This window comes from Nocardioides pini (assembly GCF_026712185.1).
Taxonomy (GTDB): Bacteria; Actinomycetota; Actinomycetes; order Propionibacteriales; family Nocardioidaceae; genus Nocardioides; species Nocardioides pini.
On sequence record NZ_JAPPUX010000001.1, the window covers coordinates 786,242 to 802,818 of the forward strand.

The following is a 16,577-nucleotide window of genomic DNA, read 5'->3' on the forward strand; positions in this document are numbered from 1 at the left end:
CGTCCCCGGCTGGTACGCCACTGCTACCCCGACGCGCCCGGGCGAAACCCGCTGGGTGCCGTGGGAGAGGATCGGGCCCGTGACGTCCGCGCTCCCGTACGCCCTCCCGCTCGCGCTCGCCGCTGCCCTGCTGGCCGGGTGCAGCTCCGACGCGGACGACCGGGACGGGCAGGTCGAGGCCGGCCACACCCACGCGCCGGGCCAGGGCCACACGTCGCTGGCGGTCGGCGACGGGACGCGGGTCAGCGAGGTCGGCTACTCGCTCGCCGGCCTGCAGGTCCGCGAGCGGCCCGACGGCATCGGGGAGCTGCGCTTCCGCATCGACGACCACGAGGGCGAGCCGGTCACCGACTACGTCGAGGAGCTCACCAAGGAGCTGCACCTCTACGTCGTCAACGACGACCTGACCGTCTTCCGCCACCTGCACCCCACCCGCGACGACGACGGCAGCTGGACCGCCCCCTTCGACGTGCCGGACGCGGGCGGCTACCGGGTCGTCACGGAGTTCATCGCGGTCGACGAGGGCGGCAATGGCGACCACGTCGTGCTCGGACGTCCGCTGGCCCTTCCGCCGGGCGACCCGGGCGACACCGCTGCGGAGGACCGGGCGGTCTCGGTGTCGGTCTCCGAGGCCCCGACGGCGGGCCCCGACGGGGAGCTGCGCCTCGAGGTGCGCGACGCCGAGGGGCGGCCGGTCGAGCTCGGCACCTACCTCGGCGCCCACGCCCACGTCACCGGCTTCCACCGCGAGACGGGTGCGATGGTGCACCTGCACCCGCTCGGCCCGCCGGAGGTCACCGAGGACGGCTCGGAGCTCACCTTCCACGCCGAGATCACCGACCCCGGCGACTACCGCCTCTTCGCGCAGGTGCGCGTCGACGGGTTCCTGCACACGGTGCCGGTGGAGCTCACGGTCGAACGTCCAGCGTGACCGTCGTGACCGGGTTCTCGAAGCGGCTCAGCGCCAGGCCGACCTGCACCTCCCACTCGCCGGCGCGCGGCACCACGACCTCGCCCCGGTAGGTGCCGGCCGCGATCGGCCGCACCACGACCGTGCCGAGGTCGAGGCCCTCCGTGCGGAGCGAGACGACCGGGTTGGTCGGTGGGTCGTACGGCTCGCCGTCGGCGTCCTGGACCTGGACGAGCAGCGTGTTGGACCCCGTACGCCGTGGGTCCATCACCGCCAGCACGCGCAGGTCGCCGGCCGTGGCGGCACCGACCCCGGTCGTGCCGGACTCGGCCGTGACCGGGACGGGTCGCGGTGACTGGTTGACCAGGAACCCGGTGACCCCGAGCAGGACGACGAGCAGCACCGCCTCGACCCGGACCGTGCGCGTGACGGCCGCGGCGGCCCTCTCGCGGTCGCCGAAGCCGGCCGCCCGCTCGACGGCGGGCAGCGTGCGCCAGCGGTTCCAGCCGCCGAGGGCGGCGACCAGCAGCGCAACGGCGACCTTGGCGAGCAGCAGCCACCCGTAGCGGGTCTCGACGAGTCCGGACCACGAGCCGACGATGCGCCACGCCAGGAACGTGCCGGTCGCGGCGACCGCCAGCAGCAGGGCACCGGCCAGGGTCGAGAAGCGGGCGAGCGTGGTGGCCGCAAGGACCTCGCGCCCGGCGAGCGCCCGCAGGGACACCACCAGCCCGACGAGGCCGCCGAGCCACGTCGCACCGGCGAGCAGGTGGAGGACGTCGGCCGCGACCAGCAGGGCCGACGGCGAGAACGCGCGGGTGTGCCCCACCAGCGACGGGCCCGCGAGCGCCAGCACCGCGCCGCCGACCAGCAGCCGGCCGCGCGTGCGGTCGGGCGGCACGGCCACGGACGCCCGGACGGCGACGCCCAGCCCGGCCAGCACCATCACGGCGCTCAGCAGCTCGTTGCGCACCAGGGCGGGGTCGAACGCCGACACGACGTCGGTGAGCTCGAGGCCCTGGCCGTAGACCGACGCGACGGGGACCAGCAGCACGATCCCGGTGGCGCCCGCCGCGGCGGCGTACGCCAGCCACCGGTGCAGCCGGGCCCGCGTCTGCGAGCCGTCCCACGTGCGGGGGAGGACCAGGGCGAGGAAGAGGGCCAGGCCGGCGGCGACGAGCAGCCCGACGTACGTCACGACCGTGACGACGTCGCGGACCACGGTCACCGTGGCCGACGAGCTCGCGGGCTCGGGCGCCGCGGCCACCGACGTCGAGGGGGCGCCGACCGAGAAGGTCAGCGCACCCGCGATCGGGTGGCCGTCGCCCGAGAGGACGTTCCAGGACACGACGTAGGTGCCGTCCGCGAGGTCGGCCGCACCGTCGAGGTCGACGCTCACGTCCGTGCCGCTGGCCGTCGCGGTCGACCCGACCTCGGTGCCCGAGGCGTCGTAGACGGCGATCTCCTGCGAGGTCAGGCGGACGGGCTCGTTGAAGGTCAGCGTGACGGTGTCGGGGGCCGTCTCCACGACGGCGCCCTCGGCCGGGTCGGTGTCGACCAGCTCGGCGTGCGCCGAGGCCGGTGCGGCCCCGAGCACGACGAGCGCGAGCGCGACCAGCGCGACGCCGACCCGCGCCCACCCCGGGGGGAGGGACGGGTGCCGCCACGCCGGTCGCGCCGCGGACCTCACGACGACGAGCGCGTCCGGGCCAGGGCGAGGCCGCCCGCGGCCAGGCCGAGCAGGCCGGCGACGAGGCCTGCCCACCCGAGTGCCGAGGAGGAGTCGTCCGCGTTGCCCGCCTCGTCGGCGGCCGGCTCCGCGGCCGCCTCGTCGCCGTGGCCGCCGGCCCCGGCAGCCACGATCTCGAACGCCGGCGCCGGGCTCTCCAGCTCCTCGGCGTCCTGGCCGTCGGCCGGGACCTCGGTCCAGCTGGTCTCGCCCTCCTGGCAGGTCTGGATCGTCGGGAAGCTCAGCGTCTCGCCCTCGGCGTCGGGCAGCTGGAAGGACAGCTCGAATGCGTCGCGCTCGCCGTCGGGTAGGGGCGTGGTGGCCGTGTAGACGATCGACGCGGTGCGCTCGGTCACCTCGTTGCCGTGGGCGTCGGCCACCGGCTCGTCGAGCTTCTCGATCGTCTTCTCGACGTCGTAGAAGGGGTTGCGGCTGGGGGTCACCGACAGCACCGACTCCGGCACCTGGATCTCGATCTTCGTGGTGGGCGAGCCCTCGCAGCCGTGGCCGACGCTGAACGTGACGACGGTGTAGGCGCCCGCCGCCGCGGTCGACGGCGTGGCGGTGACGTGGGCGCCGGCCGGGGCGGCGATCGAGAGGGCGACAGCAGCGGTGGCGGCCGGGAGCGCGGCGAGGCGCGCGAACGTGCGGATGGACATGTCTCTCCTGGGCGTGGTGCGGGTCTGGGGTCGCGTGACCACCCGAGCCCGGACCGGGCTCAGGTGGACGGGACCGCCAGGGGCGGACCGCGCCGCGGGGAGACGAGCAGGAGGACGAGCGAGGACCGCGTGCCGGCGGCGGACGGCCGACGGCGCACGCGGGTGCGGACCGGGACGGGCCGGTGCGCGTGGACCGAGACGGCGTACGACGCCGCGAGCCGGCCCGCCCACCACAGCACGGCGGTCAGCACGGTGACGAGGAGGTGCGCCCCGACCATCTGCCACGACCAGCCCGGGTCGGGGGAGGTCACGGCGGCGTGGTCGTGGGACGTCACGAGGCCGAACGACTCGTGCACGCCGAGCTGGGCCGCGGCGACCGCGGGCAGCAGGGCCCACCCGGGCACGTCGCGCCGGAAGACCAGCACGCTCGCGCCGAGGACGACGGCGGCGACGAGGGCCAGGCCGGGTCCGGTGGGCACGTCACCTCCGGCCCACGTGTGGGCGGCCGTGGCGCCGGACAGGGCGACCGTCGTCGCTGCGACGGAGCGCGCGAGGGCGTGCGGCGCATGCGTGCGCACCACCCTCGCCTCCCACGTCACGGGCTCATCGTCGCAGACGGGACCCGTGGCGCGGGAGGCTCGGTCTACCAGCCGTGCGGGTGCGAGTGGCGCCGGTAGTCGGCGCGACCCGGCGGGGGCGGAGCCCACGGACCGCGACGGCGGTGGGCGAACCACAGCAGCGGGAAGATCAGCAGGAACAGCGGCGCGTCGGCGATCACGCTCAGGACGATGAGGACGGCCAGCACCGGCAGCACCGGGAACTTCGACCGCGAGCCCGGCCGGCCCGAGGCGCGGACGGGCGTGCGCGGCGGCCGCGCGGCCTGCTGGGGTCGCGGCAGGTCGCTGAACAGCACCGCCAGGTCGGCGCGCGTCCGCGCCGTCCAGATGGCGTCCAGCCGCTCGTCGTACTCCTCGTGGTCGAGCCGCCCGTCGGCGTAGTGCTGTGCGAGGTCGGCCATCGCGCGCTCACGGTCGCTGTCAGCGATCCGCATGCGCGGGTCCGGCGTGGTCATCGCTCGCCGTCCCGTCCGTCCGCGAGGATGCCGTAGAGGCGGCGGCGGGTGTCGACCAGCGCGTCGAGGGCGGCCTTCTTCTGCTGCTCCGAGCCCTGGGTGGCCAGCTGCCAGACGGCGCTGACGACCTGCCCGATCTCGCTCTTGATGTCGGCGTGGCCGGACGGCTGCTCCGAGGAGGTGTCCTCCGAGCGGGGGGCGAAGGGCACCCACACGGCGGCGAGCTCGGAGCCGTTCTCCTCGGCCCAGGCCGCTCCGGAGTCGGTGAGCCGGATGGTGCGTCGCCCGCGCGCGTCGTCGGACTCCACGAGGCCCTCGTCCTGCAGCTGCTGGATGGTCGGGTAGACCGAGCCGGGGGAGGGCCGCCACTCGCCGTTGCTGAGCTCGGCGATCTCCTGGATGACCTGGTAGCCGTTGATCGGCTCGTCCGCCTTCCGGGCGCGGTGCAGCACGTCGATGATCGCGGTGCGCACGTCACCGCGACGCACCCGCGGGCCGCGCTGCTGGGGGCGCTGGGAGGCGGTGGCGAAGCCGAAGATCTCGCCGAGCCACGGCGGGGGACCGCCGGCCCGGCGGCCGCGGCTGCCGCCGGAGAGGGCCTGGCCCCAGCTGGACCAGTCGTTGCCGGGCGGGCGGCGGTAGTCGCGCTGGCCGCCCTGGTTGCCGGCGCTGTCGTCGTTGCTCTCGGGCCAGTCGGCCCCGGGCCATTGGTGTCCCATGGGGTGCTCCTCGATGTCGGGTTGGGGTCCGGTGGAGCGGTACGTCGTGATCTATCGGTGACGTATCGCGATATATCGTGAGCGTACGCCTCGACCTGGGGGCGTTCAAGGGTCTCTTCGCCGTCGAGGCCACCCGGTCCGGGGTACGGCGCGAGGGGGATCGACCTCTCGCCCGGCATGCTCGACGGGTCGCCGCCACCAGGAGGCTCAGTAGGCGACTGGCGCGGTGAAGTAGAGCTCGACTCCGTCGTCGATGGCGGCGAGCATGGCTGCTGCCTGGGCGGCGGGCAGCTGGGTGGTCCCGGAGTGGTCGACGAGGAACGCGCGGCCGTGCGGCGTGCGCCAGAGATGTCGGCCGGGGCCGACGACGCGCGTGGTGAACTCGCCGTGGGTCTTGGTGCGGTGGTGGCGCCGGCGGAGGGGGCCGGAGTTGTGGGGACCCGTCTGGCCGGGTGGGCCGGTGTCGGAGTAGGGGATGGCGTGGTCGTAGTCAACGCCGTCGCGGGTGGCGGTGCGTGGGCTGTAGGGGAAGCAGTCGCCGCCGGTCTGGACCCAGACGTGGTCCTTGACCACGTCGGAGTGCTCGTAGGCATCGACCCGGCGGCGCTGCGCGAGGTCGAGGACAGGGGTGAGGGTCACGTCGGAGTTGCCGAGGACCTCGTGGAGCTGTCGTACGTCGATGGGGCCGACGCCTTCGATCCGGGCGACTCCCCGCCCGGTGCGGAGGGCGTCGTCGGTGAGGTGGACGAAGAGGCGCCCGCGGCCGCGCAACCTGGCCAGCTTGCGGGCCGGGAGTGAACAGAGCCGGTCCACGGTCTCGGCCATGTGGTCGGGCGCCCAGGCCGGCTGCTCGGTCTGACCAGTCTCGGCGTCGCTGTCGGCTCGAGTGTGTTCGAGGAGGAGCTTGAGGAGGTCGACCGGGCGGGCGAGCCAGCCCATCGCGAGCGACCGGAGCTCGTCGTGGTTGTGGTCGTGACCCATCGTCTCGCCGAGAATCTCGGCCACGCGGTCGACCATGGCGTCGATCCAGGCTGCGTCGCCGGCGGTCACGCGGGCGATCACGTGGCGGTAGCCGAACTCGTCGGCGCGGGAGAGGCGGACGTAGCGCTCGTGGCGGGACCTCTCGCGTTCGGCGCGGTGGGTCTCCGGATCGGCCTCGATGACCTTCGCGCGGGCGATCTCGAGCACGGTGGAGGGCGCGTGCCCGCGGATGGCCTTCGCGACTGCACGGTCCACGCGGCCGACGTGCTCGGAGAGCAGCGAACGGGTCAGCACGGCGACCTTGCGGGCGACCCACGGCTCGCAGGCGCCGGCCTCGACGACTGCCCAGGTGAGCGGCAGCCGGTGGACGAGGTCGAGCCCGTCGGCGATCAGTGCCCGCGTCGTCGCGGGATGGGTCTCGCGGACCATCGCCAGCTCGGGCACCGCGTGCTCGCGCAGTGGGGGAGTTCCATCGCCTCCGGGGGTGATCATCGAGTCACGATCGTCGCGGGGATGCCCGTTGACGACCGCCCACTCGATCGCGAGTCTGACCTCCGCCACCTCGGCGAGCCGGCGAGCTCGAAGCGCCTCCGACGCCATCTCCAGCATGTGCTTCGCGCTCGGCGCGGCAGCCGCGGAGGGCGGCTGGACGGCGACTGGGGCGAAGGAGAACATGCTCCATCGTATCGAACACACGTTCGTATAACAATAGTCTAGAGAGGTTGGTGAGCGGACAATCGCGGCGTTAAGACGCAGATCGACCCGTTCCGAATGACGATCCGTCTAGGGCGACGAGCGCCCTCGTTGGCCGGGCAGCGCGACCGACCTCAACTGGTGCTGTCAAGGATCAGTCGGGTCGCCTCATGCGGTGCGTCCCATTGTGGAAAGTGGCCACACCGCTCGAACCAGTGCAGCACCGCGTCCGGAAACAGTTCCGTCGCACGTGCGGCCTGCCTCGGCACGGTCACCAGGTCACGACGACCCCAACCGATCGTGACCCGGCCGGGCACAGTGCCGGCCGGCGCCCCCTGCTGCTTGGGCCCCTTGGTCAGGGCGTCCAAGGCCGCGCCAGTCGACGGGGACTCAGCCAGCCCGCGCACATCCGGCAGCACGGTCTCGTGCGAGAGTGCCCAGGGCCGCGCCGACAACTGCGCCAACAGCAGCGTCCTTCCCACGGGGTTGCCCAGCAGTGCTGGCAGCGTGCCTCGCAGCGCCCGGACCAGAGCGATCGATGGCCGAAGCGTGGCCCCGAAGACGGCGACCTCGCGGTCGCTCCAGAAACCACCCGGGTCCAACGCCACGGTGTCGCCGCCGACGCCTCGCCGTGCGAGCTCAAGCACCATTCGACCACCCATCGACTGGCCGACCGTCGACACCCCGTCCAGACCCTGTTCGCGGATGAATTCTGCGACGGAGTCGGTCAGGGTGGCGATCGAGACCTCGCCGGTCAAAGGAGGCGACTCGCCGAAACCCGGCAGGTCGACGGCGATGACCTCACGGCTCTCGGCCAGCTCGTCGATGATCGGGGACCAGGATCGCCATCCAGCGCCCAGACCGTGCACGAGCAACAACGGCCTGCCGCTTCCGCGGCGCGCATGGTTCAACGTCATTTCTTGAACGCTAGCCCACGCGGAAATCTGTGCATCGCCACCGCAAGCCGATCCGCAACGAAACACACTGATCCACACACTCCACCGCTGCTAGATCCGGACGTTTGAATGCGACCGGCGCTGAGCGCCCTGACTCGCCGGTCCATGCAGACCGGGCTGCGTCGGCTGTTTGGCCCGCGCCGACAAGCGGCGCAATGGTCCGCCCCGGACGGTACGCGGCGCAATGTCGCGCCCCGGACGGCACGCGGCGGAAAGACGCACGTCCCTTCGGCGCACCGGCAGGCTCGTGGTCCATTTCGGCGTATGTGGAGACCTTCGTGCCACCCGCTAGGCGTGCGAGCCAAACTCGACGGAACGCCAGCGCACACGCGCCGAATGGCGTCTATCCCTCGCTACGCACGAGGCGCGCTCCAGTTGCACTAGACGCCGATCACGATCTCAATACCCAGGTTGTCGAACGCCTGGCCTGCTCGTAGACGGCCTCGACCTGCGCGTCGGTGAGCCGTGTCGACTGCTTGCCAAGCCATCGGACCGCCTGGCGGCGGTACTTCACGTGCACGCTACTGCCGTCCTTCTCGCCGGGTTCGGTCTTGATGGTGATGTCCTCCACGCCGAACAGGATGATGAGCGCGTCGACGGGGACTTCGAAGCCGACGGCCGCGGTGAGAATCTGGATTGCGCGCATCGCCTCGAATCGGCTGTTTCGGATGTAGGGCTCGATGTGGCCGTTGACGCGGAGCTGGTCCTTGCCGACCCAGATCTTCGCGCCGGGGTGGTGCTTGGCGTTGATGGTGAAGACGCCGGCTGGCCCGATGACCAGGTGGTCGATGTCTGAGCCGCGGTCTCCGACTGGGACTGCATGCAGCACACGCCAACGCGGGTCCTTGCGTGTCAGTTTCTCCAGCTGCTCGCCCACGGCCTCCTCGCCGTCGGCGCCGATGCGCCAGGCCCGCTCGTCGGTGTGCACGTTCAGCAGTCGACCTAGACGGGAGCGGATCGGGTGAGCCTCCTTGCGGGCCTCCCACTCTTCTTCGGCTCGTTCACGTGCGAGCTGGCCGGGTTGGTGAGCGGCAAGATCCGTCCAGATGGCCTCCACGGCCGTCGTCGCGTCGTCGGTTTCGAGGCGCCCGACTCGGCTCGGCGGCAAGGACGGTCGATAGGTGACGGTCGCGCCGTCAACGGCGGAGTCGTCGCGCAGGTGGGCGTCGACCAGTTCGGTCAACAGAATGGCGTCGGCGGGATCGGCTGGGTGGTCGACTCCGGTGGTGTTATCCCGGTAGCCGAGCTTCCGTGCGTTGACAGTCACGTACAGACGGTCGTGGCCGTAGCGCTTCCAGGGTGTGATCGCGACGTTCATGTCGGGCACCATGCGCGCCAGTGGACCCGAGCTGGAGCCCGCGTCCACTGGACGGGCCACGGGCTCAGTTCTCGCAGGCGGTCCCGTCCTTGTCGCGGTCCAGCGAGCGGTAGTTGGTCCAGTAGACCTGAACAGCGAGCTTCGAGGTGTTCGGCCGGCTGTACCCGTCGCGGACGGCCTTGGCCGCGGCGACCGGACCCTTGGCGACCCCGTTGGGCCACTTCGCGGTGAGCGCATCGCAGCTCCGGAACACCGGGGCGGCGGCCTCCGCGGCGACCGGGACGGACATCGCTGCGGTCGTGGCGATGGCGGTCAGGGCAAGGGCGAAGCTGCGCTTCATTGAGATCTCCTCCGTAGTAGCTGTCCAGGAAATCCTGACTGACCGCTTGCCCGCCTGCAGGAGAACGGGAAAACGCGGGTGAAGTTCGCGTTGCCCCATCCCGATCGGCCGAGTCCTTCACCGACACATCAATTAGGCAGCCCCCGAGATTGACCGAAAGCGGTACGGCATATATCCCTCAGCTGTCCCGATCCCGGTTACGTCAGAGTGGACGACCACAGGATGAGCGCAACTGTTGCCGGCGCCGGCAACGCCCTCGAAGCCGCGTCAGGCTGTCTCGCAAGCTGTCCCGTCGTGGTCGCGGTCGAGGTTCGTGTCGTTGGCCCAATAGACCTTCTGCGCACGGTCGCTGTAGGCGGGCATCGCGTTTCCCTGGGATACCTGCTTCTTTGCGGCCTTCTTGCTCTTGGCCACGCCGTACTTGAAGTCCTTGTGCAGCTTCGTGCAGGACGAGTAAGTCTTGGGCGCGGCCTGCGCTGATTCGTTGACAGCGATCACGGTCATGGGGGTGGCCACCAGCACCGCAACAGCCGACGCTGCACGGACGCCAAGCGCTCGCATGAACCTCTCCTTTTGGCGAGGGAACGTGCTTCTGAGGGTACGACTGCCAGGCCCTCAGCGACAGACCCGTCAGCGTCAGGTCATCGCATCCGTGACCCGCGTGTGCGTAGACCTGATCGCAATGGTGGTCCCCTTTCGGCCCCTTTTGGTCACGGCGTCGGTGAGCCCTCGCGGGGATAGACTTTCGGCGACCAAACGCTTGACGCTGTAGCGGCTCGGCCAGCTCACTGGGGGACGTCATGGGATTCGTGGCACGTAAGAGCTTCAAGGTCATGCCGGGCGTGCGTATGACGGTCAGCAAGAGCGGAATCAGCGCATCGGCTGGAGTTCCGGGCGCACGGATCAGCAAGAGCACCTCCGGGCGGACTACCCGGACGGTGGGGGTGCCGGGTACGGGGATCTACCACACCCAGTCTTCATCGTCGGGCCGGTCCTCGTCACAAACCCGACGCGGAGCCGGGACCGCAACCGCGCCGGTTGCCCAGGCGACGAAGCCAGGGTTCTTGGCCCCGAAGTGGGAGAAGGAACTCTACAAAGCGGTTACGAGCAGCCGCTTCGAGGAGCTCCCACGAATCGCCCAGACTTACCCCGAGGCGGCAGTAGTTGCTGCCACCCTCGAGGGCCTCCTCGCCATGGAGGGCGGCGACAGTGACCGGGCACTCGAGGTGTGCCGGTGGGCATGGGCAAACGGCGGAGAACTCGACGACCATCCGTTCACCCGCAAGTACCTGGGCAGCAGCGAGGTGACCGTGACGGTAGCCAGGGGCGTGTCAGCCACGCTGCCCATCAGCCGGGACGCGCTCGGGCTGGCACTTGCCGAACTCGAGCAGTCGGCGGGCAATCTGGAAGCTGCGGTAGCTGTGGTGGAACAGCTTGACCCTTCCCCAGTGGCGGCCTTGTCCCTGTGCGAGTTGTACGGAGCCCAAGGCCAGCATGACGCGGTCGTCGACGTCACGAACGGCTTACGGAACGAGGATGATCCGACGGCGCTGCTCTTGGCTCTCCGCGGCGTAGCTCTACGAGAACTCGGCCATCTCACAGCGGCGCGCGAGGCGTTTAAGGAGGCACTCAAGTCCAAGTCCCGCGACGCGGCCATACGCCACTTCGCCCTCGTCGGGCGGGCAAGGACGTACCTCGCCGAGAACAAACGAAGCATGGCCAAGAAGGACTTGGAGCGCGTGCTCGGTGAGGACGCCAACTATCCCGGCGTCCAGGAGCTCTTAGTGGGCATCCAAGCCCGAGCGCTCGACAACGTGTGGGGATCTCGTGCGTTGGTCGCCTCCGAGGGCAGTCGCCCGCCTGGCTCGAGGCAGCTGTAATTGGTCGATCAAGACACGTACCCATCGCGGACGCGCGGAGTGGCGACATCCTTGTCGGGGGTGGCAGCGAGGGCGTAGCTGAGGGAAGAAGGGGCATCGACCGATGTTCAGCCGAGACTCAAGTCGGCTGCAACGCCTGAGCATGCGCCAACAAGAAACGCGCTGTCAGACGCCGGCGACGTAGGCGGTGAGGAAGTGGACGCCGTGACGGTCGAGGTTCCCGCGGGCCCGGTCGTAGTGCTCAGTGGTTCGTGGGTCGGCGTGTCGGGCGAGGATCTGGGCGTCGCGTAGCGGGACGCCAGCGTCGAGGGCGTTGGTGATGGCGGCGTGTCGGAGCGAATGTGGGCTGATGTGACGTGGGATGGCCGCTGCTTTCGCGATGCGGGCCACCATTCGGTAGGCATCTCGGCGGTCGATGGGGTTGCCCGACACCGGGCGCAGAATCAGCCGTCCCTCGGTACGGTCGCCGCGGCAGGCCTCGAGGACGCGCAGCACGGGCACGGTGATCGGCATGGTGGCTGGCTTGTCGCCCTTCCCAACGAGGTGAAGCACTCGATGCCCGCGCAGTGTTTCCGCATAGTCCTCGATCCGCACCGCGGCTGCCTCGGATGCTCGTAGGGCGTTGATGCCGAGCAGGAAGGCCAGCGCTCCGTGATGGACGGTGAGGGTCTGGGCGACTTGTAGGAAGCGGATGAGCTCGAGGCGGTCCAGTCCTTGGGTGCGGGATTCGTCGCGGTGCACCCGTGGCAGGCGTGCGTAGACGGCCGGGTCGGACACGATGAGTCCGTCGATGTGGGCGTACTTGAAGTAGCCGCGGACGGCATGCATCGAAGTGACGACAGAGGACGCGATCAGCCCGGCTTGTCCGAGGTGTCGGATGTAGAGCTCGATGTGCGCGCGCTGGTTCCCAACGAGTGGATCGAGGGTGTTGGTCTCGCACCAGGCGAACCAGCGTCGCAGTTGCGAGGCGTACAACGTGTGGGTGTGCCCGGAGTAGCGGGCGAGGTACGAGACGGCCGCGAGCTGGGCAGGCGTCATCGCGTCGGGCTGGAACGGCAGGATCGTGTTCATCGGTGTCACCTGGCGGAGTCGGGCAAGCCCCGACCTGGCCCGCCGAATGAGGACGAGGCACTTGCCTGACGCTATGGCCGTCCTGTTGCCTAAAAGTCAGGTCGCGACATGCATCGCGGCGGAGTGACGCACCTCCGACAAGCGCGGCCGCGGAACGCATACCCAACGATGCAACCGCGTCCGATACCTCGAGCCGCTTGGTCACATGCCTTGAGTAATGACTTTTGCAATAACCTCGGATGAGACATCTTTGCCGACGCCACCGAAGATTCCGCGGCCGAGCGCAGCTTCCCCTTCCTGGTCGGCTCTGTCTCCGCCTCCGCTGCTTCGACGAAGGCTGCCGCCAGTCTGTCCGTCAGACTTTCTGGTGTCGGCCATGCGCCGACGGTCCGGCGTGCATGGCCGGTGACCCCTCCAACGAGGTGGTAGAAGCCGTTGGCGTATGGGCGTCCCACCTCGATGAACGGAGGATTCTCGTTCTTGAGCGCGAAGATGGCTCGCTGGACATCGTCCATGTCTAGCCCGGTGTCGTCGACCAGTTGCTGCGCTCCAACTGGTGAACGCTTCTGATCCGCCAATCTGACGATTGACTCAAGTACAGGTAGGTCCCGATTCTCCCAAGTCGACTGCATGAAGAGCGATCCTAGGTGTTGAGGTTGGCATTCGCTTCGCGTGCACAGGGACGCGATGTCAAAGCGGCGTCGCGAGAAGCGGGTTGAGCAGCAGAGCGCTGCCAGCGCGCGGCGGAATGCCGTACGTCGCAATCAAAGGCATCGAGGCGAAAGACAGCTACGTTCCTAGCAGCTTACGAAGGTCCTCACTGCCTCGTGCAACGCGGTAGTCGCTGAGGATTCGGCGGCTCGGTGCCTTCGACAGCGCAGCTCGGTCTAGTAGCGCGCACAACAGGGCGACTTGCGCGGACCACGAGAGCAACCTGAGTTCATCTGGATCGCGAGCGAAAGACGGATCGTGCTTCACGCTGTTATAGGTGTCCTGAATGCGTTCGCCCCATGTCGCGTAGTCGCCAACAAGTGCAAGGAAGGGGCTCCCGACACGCCTTGCTAGGGCCTCAGCCGGCGTCGGCGCAGTCGCCTTCTTGGCCCAAGTGGCGCCTGCTTTGCGGTTTGCGGCGACGTAAATCTCGATGGCAGCAGCCAACTCCAGCAGTCGAGAAGGTTGACGGGAGCCGCCGTAGCGGTGCCCGGAGGAGATTGACTGAGCTACATCGGAAAACTGGTCGCGAAGCCTCAACCACCGACGTAGGCCAGCCGAGCCACCGAGATCGGCGAGTCGGAAGAGCGGCGTCGATTCCTGTCGGCGTGAGACGCCGAGTCCATGTGGCGGCCGCACCATGGTGTCTTGAAGCCACAGGTAGGAACGGCCTGCGCTGGGGTCAGCGCCGTCAACGACGGCTCGTCCCGACTGGGCAGGTACAAACCGGTCATAGGTCATATTCAGCAAGTCTTGGATGCCGACAAGCAGATGCCTGAACTGGTGGAACGGACGTGGGCGCTTGACAGTGAGTGTGATCGAGAGCCCCGTGCTCAAGTTCGTTGTCGAGCCGTCCTCGGAGGTCGACCAGTCAGGCTCCAAAATCAACTCGTAAGATCCGTACTTCCCGCCGTTTGCTGCGGGATCGGCCTTCAGCGTGAACTGGGCCTCGGTCAGCAGATGCGTATGCGGGTCGGACTTGAACTTCGTGTGCAGCGTCGATAGGGCGGCGAAGTCGAGGCCTTCAGAAAAGACGAGAGATGCAGACGTCAGATTGCTGCTCCGAGCCGTGTGCAAGTCGACGGCGCTGATCACGGATCGAGCGCGGTAGCGTCGCACTGACGCTTTGGAACCGCCGAAGTGTCCCGTTCGACCGGCACTCATCAAGTCCGGAACTAAGATTCCGGACTTCTCAGTCGACCCAAACAAGGCCACCGGCCGTGAGGATGTGGGCATCAAGATGCCCGGTAGCACCTCGGCCTCATCCAACGCCCGGACCTGCACGAACGAATCGGGCGCTTGGGAGATGTAGCCGCGCTCGATGATCGCGTCACGGAGGTCAACCTTGTGGTCGTCCTGGGGCCAGAAGAAGCCAACGTTGCCTTCGAGGACTTCGCTGCTCGGATCCTTCGCCATGGCGCCGGTCACTCTAGCCACTTGGGTACTCGTTCACGTTAGGACTCGCGGCGGTCTGCAGCAAGCAGTTGCCCGCTGCTACATCGCGAGGGGCTCTTCGAATCGGCATGGGTGGCGCAACCTCACCAACGCTGCGCCAATGCCTGCTCCCATCGCTTGTCCGAGGTGTCTGCGATGCCTCGGCCTGCGCACATCGCATCGCGATCAAGATTCGTCGCCGACGGATCGCTCAACCTGCTCGAGGACCTGGCCGCTGGTCCACCTGGTCCGTGTATGACCAGCGCCGGAAGTGGCCAGTCGAACAGGTCCTGAGAGCGGCGATCACAGAGTCGCTGCGACACGACCAGCTCACCAGTAAAGGATCCACGAGTTTAGCGATCAGTTGTTCAAACGAGTAGTGGCCGCCCGACGCGCGATAGATCGGTTGGTGGTGCCAACTTCACTCACCGGGCGGTGTGTAACTTCCGGTCTCTAAGTGACGTTGTCGTTCCTCAGCAGTGTAAATTCCAAGCGGAGCTCTGCTCTCGAAGGGAAGGTGATCGAGGGCGAGTCGCCGGAAGACGTAGTCCATTATGGATTGCGCCATGCGGATGTCAGGGTCATCCGATAGGCCAGCAGGCTCGAAGCGCAAGTTGGTCATCTTGTTCACCATCTCGTCCAGCGGAACGCCGTACTGAAGAGCCATCGACGTCATCAGGCTAAACGCATCCATGATCCCTGAAAGGGTCGATCCAGACTTCCCAAGCCGGATGCGGACTTCACCGAGATCGCCCGAATCGAACGTCTCGGCGGTCACGTATCCTTCCGCGCCGCCAACTGTGAAACTCGTCGTCCGGGCCAATCTCGACTTGGGTAGGCGACGCGGCACGGGGGCATCGCTTGCCGACATTGCCGGCGAAGGCTTGGAGGTGGATTTGACCACCGGAGGCTCAGCCAGCGTGAGACCGCCGGTCGAAGCTCCAGGGTCGGCAGCAACCATCCCTCCAGGTTCTTCCAAGTCCCTCAGCACAGCAGCCAACAGGATGTTGGCGCGCGACAGGACATAGAGAGCTGAGAGCGGTACGCGGTCCAACGCTTGCCCGTCTAGGAGTCGAGAGAGTCCCTCCTCGGGTAGTGCGTCTTGAAGCAAGTTGTACGCGCTTAGATCGAGCAGGTAGGCGTTAACGCTTTCGCCGCGCTCGTCGACCTCAGCTGTACGTGAAAGGACATGGAGAAACTTGAGGTCCACCAATTCCTCAACGGCGGAGGCGACCTCAGCGAAACCGACCAGGTCTGACCGCAGGACTCCGAAGATTGGCGACCCCGACTCTTGAAGGCAGAACCGCCTGAAATCCGTGAAAACCTCTTCAAGGAGCCGTGCGTCTGTCATCGACAGATCGGTCCGCAAGGCAGGCATCTTGCTTGTCGTCCAGTAGTCAGCAATCGCAGCCACAACGTGGTCCGTGTCGACCGCCTGTCCGTCGTCAAAGGAAAGGTTCGAGGCAGTCCGACAGAAGAGTTCCAGGAAATCACGGACCACGCCTCCCGAAGCAAGCACCAGCAGGGTCAGCGAGGAGCCATCAAACCGATGCTCGGTGAAGTCGGAAAATCCTACTTGGCCAGCCAGCGTATCTAAGATCGACGAAAGGTGGACGGCGGTTCTGTCTGGCTGCTCCAGAGTGAGGTCCAAGTCGATCCGCTCAATGTCCTGACCGACCTCGACGCCGATGAAGGCGCCGTCGACTCTGCTCAGAGTAGTGCGATGCTGAATTGAGGCGACCTTCAGAAACATTCCTGTGCCATTGAGCATCCCGTGCAAATAGTCAATCACATCAGGCTGCACCGCGCGCTCTAGGAGATAGAAGTCGTCCAAGAGCAGAAAGCTCTGATCAATGTTTGAGTTCTTCAACGCGCGCGCGAGTTCGGCCGAGTAGTCCGGAAGTCGCCGAGTCAGAAGTTCTTCTTTTCGTGAGGTGTAGGTCGCAGTGACCATTACCGACCGCTGTGCCCCACCAGATGCAGAGACGCCGACACGGCCACCACCCAACTTCCCTGAAGCGGACGCATCAGTTTTGCTCGCAGTCTGAGTGGTGACCTCTTGCTGACTTTCCTGCGATATCAGCGATTGCAACTCGCCAATCAG

The 16,577-nt window shown here is 68.0% G+C and carries 15 protein-coding genes and 1 pseudogene; 2 read left to right on the forward strand and 14 right to left on the reverse strand.

Features of this window, described 5'->3' with window-relative positions; translation table 11 throughout:
* The first annotated feature begins 79 nt into the window (after positions 1-79).
* Positions 80-931, forward strand: coding sequence for a hypothetical protein (locus tag NYO98_RS03760; RefSeq protein ID WP_268110189.1), 852 nt, complete (start codon positions 80-82; stop codon positions 929-931).
* Here NYO98_RS03760 and NYO98_RS03765 read toward each other — a convergent pair.
* From NYO98_RS03765 to NYO98_RS03810, 10 genes are all read right to left on the reverse strand, one after another.
* Positions 909-2,600, reverse strand: a complete 1,692-nt coding sequence (locus tag NYO98_RS03765; protein ID WP_268110190.1) for a copper resistance CopC/CopD family protein — start codon at positions 2,598-2,600, stop codon at positions 909-911. The genes NYO98_RS03760 and NYO98_RS03765 overlap by 23 nt on opposite strands.
* Positions 2,597-3,298, reverse strand: coding sequence for a YcnI family copper-binding membrane protein (locus NYO98_RS03770; protein ID WP_268110191.1), 702 nt, complete (start codon positions 3,296-3,298; stop codon positions 2,597-2,599). The genes NYO98_RS03765 and NYO98_RS03770 overlap by 4 nt, the downstream gene beginning before the upstream one ends.
* A gap of 59 nt (positions 3,299-3,357) precedes the next feature.
* Positions 3,358-3,897: a hypothetical protein gene (locus NYO98_RS03775; protein WP_268110192.1), complete on the reverse strand. Its 540-nt coding sequence runs from the start codon at positions 3,895-3,897 to the stop codon at positions 3,358-3,360.
* Between the two features lie 44 nt (positions 3,898-3,941).
* Positions 3,942-4,349, reverse strand: a complete 408-nt coding sequence (locus NYO98_RS03780; protein ID WP_268110193.1) for a DUF1707 SHOCT-like domain-containing protein — start codon at positions 4,347-4,349, stop codon at positions 3,942-3,944.
* Positions 4,350-4,366: 17 nt separating this feature from the next.
* Positions 4,367-5,089 (reverse strand): PadR family transcriptional regulator, encoded by a 723-nt coding sequence (locus NYO98_RS03785; protein WP_268110194.1) that lies wholly within the window; start codon positions 5,087-5,089, stop codon positions 4,367-4,369.
* 207 nt (positions 5,090-5,296) lie between these two features.
* Positions 5,297-6,745, reverse strand: a complete 1,449-nt coding sequence (locus NYO98_RS03790) for a hypothetical protein (RefSeq protein ID WP_268110195.1) — start codon at positions 6,743-6,745, stop codon at positions 5,297-5,299.
* A 152-nt stretch (positions 6,746-6,897) separates the two neighbouring features.
* Positions 6,898-7,680, reverse strand: a complete 783-nt coding sequence (locus tag NYO98_RS03795) for an alpha/beta fold hydrolase (protein ID WP_268110196.1) — start codon at positions 7,678-7,680, stop codon at positions 6,898-6,900.
* Between the two features lie 430 nt (positions 7,681-8,110).
* Positions 8,111-9,037, reverse strand: a complete 927-nt coding sequence (locus NYO98_RS03800) for a nuclease-related domain-containing protein (RefSeq protein WP_268110197.1) — start codon at positions 9,035-9,037, stop codon at positions 8,111-8,113.
* 64 nt (positions 9,038-9,101) lie between these two features.
* Positions 9,102-9,377, reverse strand: coding sequence for an excalibur calcium-binding domain-containing protein (locus NYO98_RS03805; RefSeq protein ID WP_268110198.1), 276 nt, complete (start codon positions 9,375-9,377; stop codon positions 9,102-9,104).
* A gap of 267 nt (positions 9,378-9,644) precedes the next feature.
* Entirely contained in the window at positions 9,645-9,938 is a 294-nt protein-coding gene (locus tag NYO98_RS03810; protein ID WP_268110199.1) for an excalibur calcium-binding domain-containing protein, read from the reverse strand.
* Between the two features lie 239 nt (positions 9,939-10,177).
* On the opposite strand from NYO98_RS03810, the gene NYO98_RS03815 reads away from it, so the two are divergent.
* Complete coding sequence (locus NYO98_RS03815) at positions 10,178-11,257, forward strand: DUF4236 domain-containing protein (protein ID WP_268110200.1); 1,080 nt, start codon at positions 10,178-10,180, stop codon at positions 11,255-11,257.
* Positions 11,258-11,422: 165 nt separating this feature from the next.
* On the opposite strand, the gene NYO98_RS03820 is transcribed toward NYO98_RS03815, so the two are convergent.
* The 4 genes and pseudogenes from NYO98_RS03820 to NYO98_RS03835 form a co-directional block, all read right to left on the reverse strand.
* Complete coding sequence (locus NYO98_RS03820) at positions 11,423-12,328, reverse strand: tyrosine-type recombinase/integrase (protein WP_268110201.1); 906 nt, start codon at positions 12,326-12,328, stop codon at positions 11,423-11,425.
* 201 nt (positions 12,329-12,529) lie between these two features.
* Positions 12,530-12,706, reverse strand: coding sequence for a hypothetical protein (locus NYO98_RS03825; RefSeq protein ID WP_268110202.1), 177 nt, complete (start codon positions 12,704-12,706; stop codon positions 12,530-12,532).
* 411 nt (positions 12,707-13,117) lie between these two features.
* Complete coding sequence (locus NYO98_RS03830) at positions 13,118-14,455, reverse strand: ApeA N-terminal domain 1-containing protein (protein WP_268110203.1); 1,338 nt, start codon at positions 14,453-14,455, stop codon at positions 13,118-13,120.
* Positions 14,456-14,912: 457 nt separating this feature from the next.
* Positions 14,913-15,326, reverse strand: a pseudogene (locus NYO98_RS03835) (TSCPD domain-containing protein); the annotation flags it as partial.
* Positions 15,327-16,577 lie beyond the last annotated feature (1,251 nt).

What these genes read in the sequence shown, in the direction of transcription:
- NYO98_RS03795 (WP_268110196.1), bottom strand. Translation starts at nt 7,680, where the DNA reads ATGACGTTGAACCATGCGCGCCGCGGAAGCGGCAGGCCGTTGTTGCTC.
- NYO98_RS03800 (WP_268110197.1), bottom strand. Translation starts at nt 9,037, where the DNA reads ATGAACGTCGCGATCACACCCTGGAAGCGCTACGGCCACGACCGTCTG.
- NYO98_RS03805 (WP_268110198.1), bottom strand. Translation starts at nt 9,377, where the DNA reads ATGAAGCGCAGCTTCGCCCTTGCCCTGACCGCCATCGCCACGACCGCA.
- NYO98_RS03780 (WP_268110193.1), bottom strand. Translation starts at nt 4,349, where the DNA reads ATGCGGATCGCTGACAGCGACCGTGAGCGCGCGATGGCCGACCTCGCA.
- NYO98_RS03785 (WP_268110194.1), bottom strand. Translation starts at nt 5,089, where the DNA reads ATGGGACACCAATGGCCCGGGGCCGACTGGCCCGAGAGCAACGACGAC.
- NYO98_RS03825 (WP_268110202.1), bottom strand. Translation starts at nt 12,706, where the DNA reads ATGGCCGACACCAGAAAGTCTGACGGACAGACTGGCGGCAGCCTTCGT.
- NYO98_RS03820 (WP_268110201.1), bottom strand. Translation starts at nt 12,328, where the DNA reads ATGAACACGATCCTGCCGTTCCAGCCCGACGCGATGACGCCTGCCCAG.
- NYO98_RS03770 (WP_268110191.1), bottom strand. Translation starts at nt 3,298, where the DNA reads ATGTCCATCCGCACGTTCGCGCGCCTCGCCGCGCTCCCGGCCGCCACC.
- NYO98_RS03790 (WP_268110195.1), bottom strand. Translation starts at nt 6,745, where the DNA reads ATGTTCTCCTTCGCCCCAGTCGCCGTCCAGCCGCCCTCCGCGGCTGCC.
- NYO98_RS03830 (WP_268110203.1), bottom strand. Translation starts at nt 14,455, where the DNA reads ATGGCGAAGGATCCGAGCAGCGAAGTCCTCGAAGGCAACGTTGGCTTC.
- NYO98_RS03810 (WP_268110199.1), bottom strand. Translation starts at nt 9,938, where the DNA reads ATGCGAGCGCTTGGCGTCCGTGCAGCGTCGGCTGTTGCGGTGCTGGTG.
- NYO98_RS03815 (WP_268110200.1), top strand. Translation starts at nt 10,178, where the DNA reads ATGGGATTCGTGGCACGTAAGAGCTTCAAGGTCATGCCGGGCGTGCGT.